General features: G+C 66.1%; 12 protein-coding genes. 11 read left to right on the top strand and 1 reads right to left on the bottom strand.

Annotated elements, in window-relative coordinates:
• A partial coding sequence (locus tag JZ791_RS47370) for a WXG100-like domain-containing protein (protein WP_498049419.1) occupies positions 1–126 on the bottom strand: 126 nt, incomplete at its 3' end.
• A 396-nt stretch (positions 127–522) separates the two neighbouring features.
• Here JZ791_RS47370 and JZ791_RS42685 point away from each other — a divergent pair.
• The 11 genes from JZ791_RS42685 to map all read left to right on the top strand — a co-directional run bounded on the left by JZ791_RS42685 (position 523) and on the right by map (position 8,253).
• Positions 523–666, top strand: a complete 144-nt coding sequence (locus JZ791_RS42685) for a hypothetical protein (protein ID WP_216903429.1) — start codon at positions 523–525, stop codon at positions 664–666.
• The gene (locus JZ791_RS42680) at positions 635–2,503 is read left to right on the top strand and encodes a sensor histidine kinase (RefSeq protein WP_308163476.1); all 1,869 of its coding nucleotides are present in this window, start codon (positions 635–637) and stop codon (positions 2,501–2,503) included. Before JZ791_RS42685 ends, JZ791_RS42680 begins: the two co-directional genes overlap by 32 nt.
• A gap of 240 nt (positions 2,504–2,743) precedes the next feature.
• Positions 2,744–3,142: a 30S ribosomal protein S8 gene (gene rpsH, locus JZ791_RS42675; RefSeq protein WP_216903426.1), complete on the top strand. Its 399-nt coding sequence runs from the start codon at positions 2,744–2,746 to the stop codon at positions 3,140–3,142.
• A 14-nt stretch (positions 3,143–3,156) separates the two neighbouring features.
• A complete protein-coding gene (rplF, locus tag JZ791_RS42670; RefSeq protein ID WP_216903424.1) occupies positions 3,157–3,696 on the top strand; it encodes a 50S ribosomal protein L6 in 540 nt (179 codons plus the stop codon).
• A gap of 3 nt (positions 3,697–3,699) precedes the next feature.
• Entirely contained in the window at positions 3,700–4,113 is a 414-nt protein-coding gene (rplR, locus tag JZ791_RS42665) for a 50S ribosomal protein L18 (protein WP_216903422.1), read from the top strand.
• A 31-nt stretch (positions 4,114–4,144) separates the two neighbouring features.
• Positions 4,145–4,798, top strand: a complete 654-nt coding sequence (rpsE, locus tag JZ791_RS42660; protein WP_216903420.1) for a 30S ribosomal protein S5 — start codon at positions 4,145–4,147, stop codon at positions 4,796–4,798.
• 3 nt (positions 4,799–4,801) lie between these two features.
• A complete protein-coding gene (gene rpmD, locus JZ791_RS42655) occupies positions 4,802–5,002 on the top strand; it encodes a 50S ribosomal protein L30 (RefSeq protein ID WP_216903418.1) in 201 nt (66 codons plus the stop codon).
• Positions 4,999–5,445: a 50S ribosomal protein L15 gene (rplO, locus tag JZ791_RS42650; RefSeq protein ID WP_216903416.1), complete on the top strand. Its 447-nt coding sequence runs from the start codon at positions 4,999–5,001 to the stop codon at positions 5,443–5,445. The genes rpmD and rplO overlap by 4 nt, the downstream gene beginning before the upstream one ends.
• Before the next feature lie 133 nt (positions 5,446–5,578).
• Positions 5,579–6,904 (top strand): preprotein translocase subunit SecY, encoded by a 1,326-nt coding sequence (secY, locus tag JZ791_RS42645; protein WP_216903414.1) that lies wholly within the window; start codon positions 5,579–5,581, stop codon positions 6,902–6,904.
• A complete protein-coding gene (locus JZ791_RS42640; RefSeq protein WP_216903412.1) occupies positions 6,901–7,446 on the top strand; it encodes an adenylate kinase in 546 nt (181 codons plus the stop codon). The genes secY and JZ791_RS42640 overlap by 4 nt, the downstream gene beginning before the upstream one ends.
• Positions 7,447–7,452: 6 nt before the next feature.
• A complete protein-coding gene (gene map, locus JZ791_RS42635) occupies positions 7,453–8,253 on the top strand; it encodes a type I methionyl aminopeptidase (protein ID WP_216903410.1) in 801 nt (266 codons plus the stop codon).
• The last annotated feature ends 221 nt before the right edge of the window (positions 8,254–8,474 follow it).

Raw genomic sequence — 8,474 nt, 5'->3', positions numbered from 1 at the left:
CACCTGCTTCGCCGCGTTCTTCCAATCCGTGGCCAGCGAGAACATCCTGTCCTCGTCCCCCTGCGGCCACTGCGCACCCGCCAGATACGACACCCACTGCAAACCGTGCGGCAGATCAATACTCATGACAAATCACATGCCGGTCACATACCGACAACAACCCGCACGCACAGTCGACCCGGTGCACTACGGCCACGGCCACCAAAACCGTTGGGCGTCACGGGTCCTCCACAAATGATCAACTCGGGCGCAGTGACATCTCCACTGCCAGAACAACACCCACACGATAGTTAACCGCAGGGAAATGGTCGACATCTAGAACGGAAAATTGCTATGAAGCGTAATCGCCTGCGGCCCTAAGCATGTTGATTATCGGGGTGTTGCGTCGGCATCACGTTCGGTAATTTGCGACAGGCAACCGATCTCGCCATCGATCACTGTGCGCGCGAGCGGGTACAGGTAGCGTCTTGCACAGTGAACTCACAGGTGCGTGATAGCTCGTACAAAGGTTGCCTGCACAGAATGACCCGCGTGTACGCGGCCGGCCTTCCCTCCTCGAACGAACCCGCCGCGCGTGGCGCTGACGGCGCCCGTGAGGTCTACCGCGGCGGCGAGCCGATGATCCACACTCTGCGTGACGTCGGCAATGTGCTCGAACAGGCGTGAGCCTCGGCCACGAACGCGCTGGTCGCTGCGTGCGCGGCTGCTGACCGGGCAGGCATTGCTGCTGGTGGCCGTCGTGGTCGGCATCGGCGTGGCCAGCGAGATCGGCCTGCAGAAACTGCTGATCGGCCAGCTCGACGCGCAGGTGATGGATCTGCAGAATCGGACGCTGATCGGGCTGGGCGGCGGGCCGCGACTGGGGCCGCCACCCCCGCCGCCCGTTACTCCGCCGTCGCCGGTCGCGCAGGCGCCCACGGCGTCCACCGCACCGCAAGCGCCGCCCAGCAGCGCGAATCCAGAACCGAGCGCACCCGCGCTCGGCCAGCACGATCCGGGAATGCCTGGCGATCACGGCCCGCGTCCTGGTGATCCGCCGAGCGGATCGGGTGCGCTGGTCGGTGGTCCCGAGCCGCAACAGGGGCCGACCGACGGTCCCTCCCCGCCCAGGCGTGGCGGGTGGCAGCGTGGCGGGGCACAACCTGGTCCGGGTGGTCCACCGGGGCATGCCGGGCCGGGCGGCGGCGGTGGGGCCTCGACGCACTCCGCTCAGGTGTCCCCGCCGCCGGATACGCCGCCGGCGGGTCCCGAACCAGGCCCGGCGTTTCTCGGCCGCGGCGGTATCGAACCCGGTGCGATCGGCGCGATCATCGGTCACGGCACGATCCTGAGCGCCGGGCGAATCGGCGGCGACGGGACGGTGAACGGTCTGTCGGCTCAGGCTCGGCGCCAGATCGCAGCCCTGCCGATCATCGGTGAACCGATCACGGTGGCGCTGGACGGTGTCGGGCGGTACCGGGTGATGGTGGATCAGACGTGGCGGGGCACGGTGGTCGTGACCGGGTTGCCGACGGCCGCGGTCGACGCGACCCTGATGCACGGGGTGGTGATCTCCGTGATCATCACCGTCGTCGCCCTGATCGTCGCTATCGCGGTGGGGGTCTTGGTGATTCGGCGTGCGCTGGCGCCCCTCGACCGAGTCGCCGGGACCGCCGCCCGGGTGGCCGATCTGCGATTGGACCACGGCGAGGTGGCCCTGCCGGTCCGGGTTCCGGCCGCCGATGCCGCGTCGAATACCGAAGTGGGACAGCTGGGTTCGGCGGTCAACAGGATGCTCGACCACATCGCGGACGCGCTGTCCGTCCGGCACGCCAGCGAGACCCGGGCGCGGCAGTTCCTCGCCGACGCCAGTCACGAGCTGCGCACCCCGCTTGCCGCGGTCCGCGGCTATGCCGAACTGGCGCAACGTAATCGGGGAGTGATGCCCGCGTTCATCGCCACCGCGATGGTGCGGCTGGACGCCGCGGCCCGGCGCATGTCGGATCTGGTCGAGGACATGCTGCTGCTGGCGCAGCTGGACGCCGGACGCCCCCTCGGGCGCGAACCGGTGGACCTGTCACGGCTGACCGTGGACGCGATCGCCGACGCGCACGTCGCCGATCCGGACAAGACCTGGGATCTGGATCTGCCCGGCGATCCGGTCGTGATCCGCGGCGACGCCGCCCGACTACATCAGGTGCTGGCCAATCTGCTGACCAACGCCCGGGTGCATACACCGCCCGGAACCACGGTCACCGTCTCGCTCGAGGTCGACGACCGGGCCGGCGCGGTGTGGCGGGTCTGTGACGACGGACCCGGCATTCCGCAGGAGGTGCAGCCGGAGATCTTCGAGCGCTTCGCCCGGGGCGACTCCTCCCGTTCCAGGCATGCGGGCAGCACCGGGCTCGGATTGTCCATCGTCGCCGCGGTGATCAAGGAGCACGACGGTACGATCAGCGTGGACAGCGTCCCTGGATGCACCGCCTTCACCGTCCGGCTTCCCATCGGGGACGTCGCGGGATGAGCACTCGATGAGGGCTCGGTCACTCGGGGTATCCCCGATTTTGTCCTGGTAGGGGCCTTGTCTACACTGGACCAGTTGCCGGGGCGCCTCTGTGTCCGCATATCCGTGCGCAGGGCTCGGTGACATGCACTCATCCGGGTGGCATAAAGCCGCTCGGACCAGCCGAATTGTCATAGGCCCACCATCCGCGTGAGCGGGTGCTGTATGGGAACCGTGGCGAGAAAGGTTAGCGGTCGACCTATGACCATGACAGATCCGATCGCAGACTTCCTGACCCGTCTGCGCAACGCCAACTCGGCGTATCACGACCAGGTGAAAGCTCCGCATTCGAAGCTCAAGGCGAACATCGCCGAGATCTTGAAGCGTGAGGGCTACATCTCCGATTACCGCACCGAGGCCGCGACCGTGGGCAAGACCCTGATCGTCGATCTCAAGTACGGCCCCAGCCGCGAGCGCAGCCTGCAGGGCGTGCGCCGCGTGTCCAAGCCGGGCCTGCGCGTGTACGCGAAGTCCACCAACCTGCCCAAGGTCCTGGGCGGCCTCGGCGTGGCGATCATCTCCACGTCGACCGGCCTGCTGACCGATCGTCAGGCCAAGCAGCAGGGCGTGGGCGGCGAAGTCCTCGCCTACGTCTGGTAAGGGAGGTCAGGACAATGTCGCGTATTGGTAAGAAGCCCATCACCGTCCCGGCCGGTGTCGAGGTCAGCCTCGACGGACAGAACGTCGCGGTCAAGGGGCCCAAGGGCACCCTGGCGCACGTCGTCGCCGAGCCGATCGTCATCAGCAAGGCCGAGAGCGGCGAGCTCGAGGTCGTTCGTCCGAACGACGACCGTCGCAACCGCGCTCTGCACGGCCTGACCCGCACCCTGGTGTCCAACATGATCGAGGGCGTCACCAAGGGCTACGAGAAGAAGATGGAAATCTTCGGCGTCGGTTACCGCGTCCAGGCCAAGGGCTCGAACCTGGAGTTCGCCCTGGGCTACAGCCACCCGGTGCCGATCGAGGCGCCCGAGGGCATCACCTTCGCGGTGGAATCGCCCACCAAGTTCTCGGTCTCGGGTATCGACAAGCAGAAGGTCGGCCAGATCGCCGCGGTGATCCACGGCCTGCGCAAGCCCGACCCGTACAAGGGCAAGGGCATCCGCTATGCCGGTGAGGTCGTTCGCCGCAAGGTCGGGAAGACGGGTAAGTAAGCCATGGCCAAAACAACACAAACCGAAACCAAGTCCGCGCGCAAGCCGCTCGGCAAGGACGCGTCGACCCGTCGCCGCTTCGCGAACGCCCGTCGTCACTTCCGTCTTCGCAAGAAGATCGTCGGCACCACCGAGCGTCCGCGTCTGGTGGTGAACCGCTCCTCGCGGCACCTGCATGCGCAGCTGATCGACGACTCGGTCGGCAAGACTCTCGCCGCCGCGTCCTCCATCGAGGCCGATGTGCGCACGTTCGAGGGCGACAAGTCCGCCAAGGGCCGCAAGGTCGGCGAACTGCTCGCCGCTCGTGCCAAGGCAGCCGGCGTGGATGCCGTGGTCTTCGACCGCGGTGGCCACGACTACCACGGCCGCATCGCCGCCCTCGCGGATGGCGCTCGCGAAGGTGGGTTGAAGTTCTGATGATGCAGACCATGAACGGAAGGAACGTCTGATGCCGGGTCGTCAAAGGCGTGACGGCGGCAACGGACCCGCCGGACAGAACAGCAGCAGCACCCCTGATGGGGGCCGTCAGGAACGTGGCGGCGGTCGTGACCGTCGTGGCGATCGCGGAGGCCGCGACAATGCCGCCGAGAAGAACCAGCTCGAGCGGGTCGTCGCGATCAACCGCGTGTCCAAGGTCGTCAAGGGTGGTCGGCGCTTCAGCTTCACCGCCCTGGTGATCGTGGGCGACGGCAACGGCCTGGTCGGCGTCGGCTACGGCAAGGCCAAGGAAGTTCCCGCGGCGATCCAGAAGGGCGTCGAAGAGGCTCGCAAGGGCTTCTTCCGCGTGCCGATGATCGGCTCGACCGTCACCCACCCGGTTCAGGGTGAGGCGGCGGCCGGTGTTGTCATGCTGCGTCCGGCCGCGCCCGGTACCGGTGTGATCGCCGGTGGCGCCGCGCGTGCGGTGCTGGAATGCGCGGGTATCCACGACATTCTGGCCAAGTCGCTGGGCAGCGACAACGCCATCAACGTCGTGCACGCCACCGTGGCGGCCCTGAAGATGCTGCAGCGCCCCGAGGAGGTGGCCGCCCGTCGCGGTCTGCCGATCGAGGATGTGGCTCCTGCGGGCATGTTGCGTGCGCGCGCGGGACAGGGAGCGTAAGCCATGGCATCAGAGACACCGAAGACACTGAAGATCACTCAGATCAAGAGCAGTATCGGCGCGAAGGCGAACCAGCGTGAGTCGCTGCGTACCCTCGGGCTGCGCAAGATCCGGCAGAGCGTGGTCCGGGAGGACAATGCGCAGAACCGCGGTCTGGTCAATGCCGTGCGCCACCTCGTAAACGTTGAGGAGGTTAACGCATGACCCCGATCAAGCTCCACCACCTGCGTCCGGCTCCGGGCTCCAAGACCGAGAAGACCCGTGTCGGTCGCGGTGAGGGCTCCAAGGGCAAGACCGCGGGCCGCGGTACCAAGGGTACGAAGGCTCGCAAGAATGTGCCCGCCCGTTTCGAGGGTGGCCAGATGCCGCTGCACATGCGGCTGCCGAAGCTCAAGGGCTTCACCAACCCGTTCCGCGTCGAGTACCAGGTCGTGAATGTCGGCGATCTGGCCCAGCTGTTCCCGGAGGGTGGCGAGGTCGGCAAGGCCGAGCTGGTCGCCGCCGGTGCGGTGCGCAAGAACGAGCTGGTGAAGGTGCTCGGCAACGGTGAGATCGGTGTGGCCGTCCAGGTCAGTGCCGACAAGTTCTCCGGCTCCGCCAAGGAGAAGATCGCCGCTGCCGGTGGCACCGCCACCGAGCTGGGCTGACGGCTCTTGTAGTTACAGTGGTCGCCGGACGGGTCGCGAGCCCGTCCGGCGTCGCTGTTAGAGTTCAAGTGTTGTCTGCCAAGACTTGTCGAACCCGGGCATGACCCCACCATGTCGTTAGCCAGGAGGATCTGTGCTTTCCGCCTTCGTGTCGGCTTTCCGCACCCCGGATTTACGGCGGAAGATTCTCTTCACGCTGGGCCTGATCTTGTTGTATCGCGTCGGGGCGTCACTGCCGTCGCCCGGCGTCAACTATCACTCGGTGCGGCACTGTATCGACATCATCAACGGTGGTAACGATGCCGGCATCTACCAGCTGATCAACCTGTTCTCCGGTGGTGCGCTGCTGCAGCTTTCGGTGTTCGCGATCGGCATCATGCCGTATATCACGGCGAGCATCATCATTCAGCTGCTCACCGTCGTGATTCCGCGTTTCGAAGAGCTGCGTAAAGAAGGCCAATCCGGCCAGAACAAGATGACGCAGTACACCCGCTATCTGGCGGTGGCGCTGGCGGTGCTGCAGGCCACCGGCCTGGTGGCGCTGGCCGCGCGCGGCCAGCTGCTGCGCGGGTGCCCGGACAACATCCTGTCCGATCAGAGCATTTTCGCCATGATCATCATCGTGCTGGTGATGACCGCAGGTGCGGCGCTGGTCATGTGGTTCGGCGAACAGATCACCGAGCGCGGCGTCGGCAACGGTATGTCGCTGCTGATCTTCGCGGGTATCGCCGCGCGCCTGCCCAGCCAGGGCAAGTCGATTCTGGACAGCCGCGGTGGGCTGATCTTCGGCGCGGTCATCGTCGCCGCGCTGGTGGTCGTCGTCGGCGTGATCTTCGTCGAACAGGGTCAGCGACGGATCCCGGTGCAGTACGCCAAGCGCGTCGTCGGGCGCAAGATGTACGGCGGCTCGTCGACCTATCTGCCGCTGAAGGTCAACCAGGCCGGCGTCATCCCCGTGATCTTCGCCTCCTCGCTGCTGTACCTACCGAACCTGGTGTCACAGCTGACCCAGGCCTCGGCGGGCGCCAAGTCCAGCTGGTGGCAGAAGATCATTCAGGAATACCTGGTGAACCCCGGTAATCCGGTGTACGTCGCGATCTACTTCGCGTTGATCGTGTTCTTCACCTACTTCTACGTCGCGATCACCTTCAATCCGGAGGAGCGCGCCGACGAGATGAAGAAGTTCGGCGGCTTCATTCCCGGATATCGTCCGGGTAAGCCGACCGCGGACTATCTGACTCGAGTGCTGAGCCGAATCACCCTCCCCGGTTCTATCTATCTTGGTGCTGTGGCCGTATTGCCGAATCTGTTCTTGCACATCGGCGGTAATGGAGGAGCTGCGAGCCAGCTGCCGTTCGGTGGTACCTCGATACTCATCGTCGTGAGTGTGGGCCTCGATACGGTCAAACAGATCGAGAGCCAGTTGATGAACAGAAATTACGAAGGGTTCCTCAAGTGAGAGTCGTACTGCTCGGACCTCCGGGTGCCGGTAAGGGCACGCAAGCCGAACTGCTGTCGGACAAGCTCGGCGTACCGCACATCTCCACGGGGAATTTGTTCCGCGCGAACATTTCCGAGCAGACTCCGCTGGGCCGGGAGGCGCAGAAGTACCTCGACGCGGGCAATCTGGTGCCCAGCGACGTGACCAACCGCATGGTGGAGTCGCGTATCGCCGAGCCGGACGCGGTGAACGGATTCGTGCTCGACGGTTACCCGCGCACGGTCGATCAGGCCGAGGCGCTCGAGCGCATGCTCAAGGAGTCCGATCACGAACTCGACGCCGTCATCAGCATCGATGTCGACGAGGAGGTCGTGGTGCAGCGCATGCTCGCGCGCGGCCGCGGCGACGACACCGAAGAGGTCATCCGCAACCGCATGCACGTGTACCAGTCGGAGACGGCCCCGCTGCTCGAGCACTACGACGGGCTGGTCGTGACGGTCAACGGCGTCGGTGCGGTCGACGAGGTCAACGCGCGCATGCTCGCGGCGTTGGGCCACTGACGCGATATGGTTTTCGGCCGTAAGCACAAGAAGGTGGTGCCGTTCCGCACCGCCGGCGAGCTCGACGCGATGGCGGCGGCCGGGGCGATCGTGGGTCGGGCGCTGGTCGCCGTGCGTGCGGCGGCCAAGCCCGGCGTCTCCACCCTCGAGCTGGACGAGGTCGCCGAGCAGGTGATCCGCGAGGCCGGGGCGGTACCCTCGTTCAAGGGCTATCACGGATTTCCGGGCTCGATCTGCTCGTCGGTGAACGACCGTGTGGTGCACGGCATTCCGTCGTCCCAGGAGATCCTCGGCGAGGGTGACCTTGTGTCGATCGACTGCGGCGCGATCCTGGACGGCTGGCACGGCGATTCGGCGTGGACATTCGGCATCGGCGAGATCATCGAGGCCGACCGCCTGCTGAGCGAGGCGACCAAACTGTCGATGGAGGCCGGTATCGCGGCCATGCTGCCCGACAATCGGCTCACCGACATCTCGCACGCCATCGAACTGGGCACCCGCGTCGCGCAGCGTGAACACGGCCGGGACTACGGCATCGTCGACGGCTACGGCGGGCACGCCATCGGCCGGGAGATGCATATGGATCCGTTCCTGGCGAACGAGGGTGAGCCCGGGCGCGGGCCGAAACTCGTCGTCGGATCGGTGCTGGCGATCGAGCCGATGCTGACGCTGGGCACGGTCGATACGAAGGTGCTCGACGATGATTGGACCGTTGTCACCACGGATGGTTCGCGTGCGGCGCACTGGGAGCACACCGTAGCCGTAACCGACGATGGCCCGCGCATTCTGACCGTACGCCCGGAGTAGCAGCGGGAGGCCGCGCTCGATTGGCCGTAACCGACGATGGCCCGCGCATTCTGACCGTACGCCCGGAGTAGCAGCGGGAGGCCGCGCTCGATTGGCCGTAACCGACGATGGCCCGCGCATTCTGACCGTACGCCCGGAGTAGCAGCGGGAGGCCGCGCTCGATTGGCCGTAACCGACGATGGCCCGCGCATTCTGACCGTACGCCCGGAGTAGCAGCGGGA

Origin of the sequence: Nocardia alni (assembly GCF_019038435.1) — a bacterium.
Classification (GTDB): Bacteria; Actinomycetota; Actinomycetes; order Mycobacteriales; family Mycobacteriaceae; genus Nocardia; species Nocardia alni.
The sequence above is the reverse complement of the archived record's forward strand: the minus strand, read 5'-3'. Positions and strand labels throughout refer to the sequence as shown.

What these genes read in the sequence shown, in the direction of transcription:
- JZ791_RS42685 (WP_216903429.1), top strand. Translation starts at nt 523, where the DNA reads ATGACCCGCGTGTACGCGGCCGGCCTTCCCTCCTCGAACGAACCCGCC.
- rplO (WP_216903416.1), top strand. Translation starts at nt 4,999, where the DNA reads ATGACCCCGATCAAGCTCCACCACCTGCGTCCGGCTCCGGGCTCCAAG.
- rplR (WP_216903422.1), top strand. Translation starts at nt 3,700, where the DNA reads ATGGCCAAAACAACACAAACCGAAACCAAGTCCGCGCGCAAGCCGCTC.
- map (WP_216903410.1), top strand. Translation starts at nt 7,453, where the DNA reads ATGGTTTTCGGCCGTAAGCACAAGAAGGTGGTGCCGTTCCGCACCGCC.
- rpsE (WP_216903420.1), top strand. Translation starts at nt 4,145, where the DNA reads ATGCCGGGTCGTCAAAGGCGTGACGGCGGCAACGGACCCGCCGGACAG.
- rplF (WP_216903424.1), top strand. Translation starts at nt 3,157, where the DNA reads ATGTCGCGTATTGGTAAGAAGCCCATCACCGTCCCGGCCGGTGTCGAG.
- rpmD (WP_216903418.1), top strand. Translation starts at nt 4,802, where the DNA reads ATGGCATCAGAGACACCGAAGACACTGAAGATCACTCAGATCAAGAGC.
- rpsH (WP_216903426.1), top strand. Translation starts at nt 2,744, where the DNA reads ATGACCATGACAGATCCGATCGCAGACTTCCTGACCCGTCTGCGCAAC.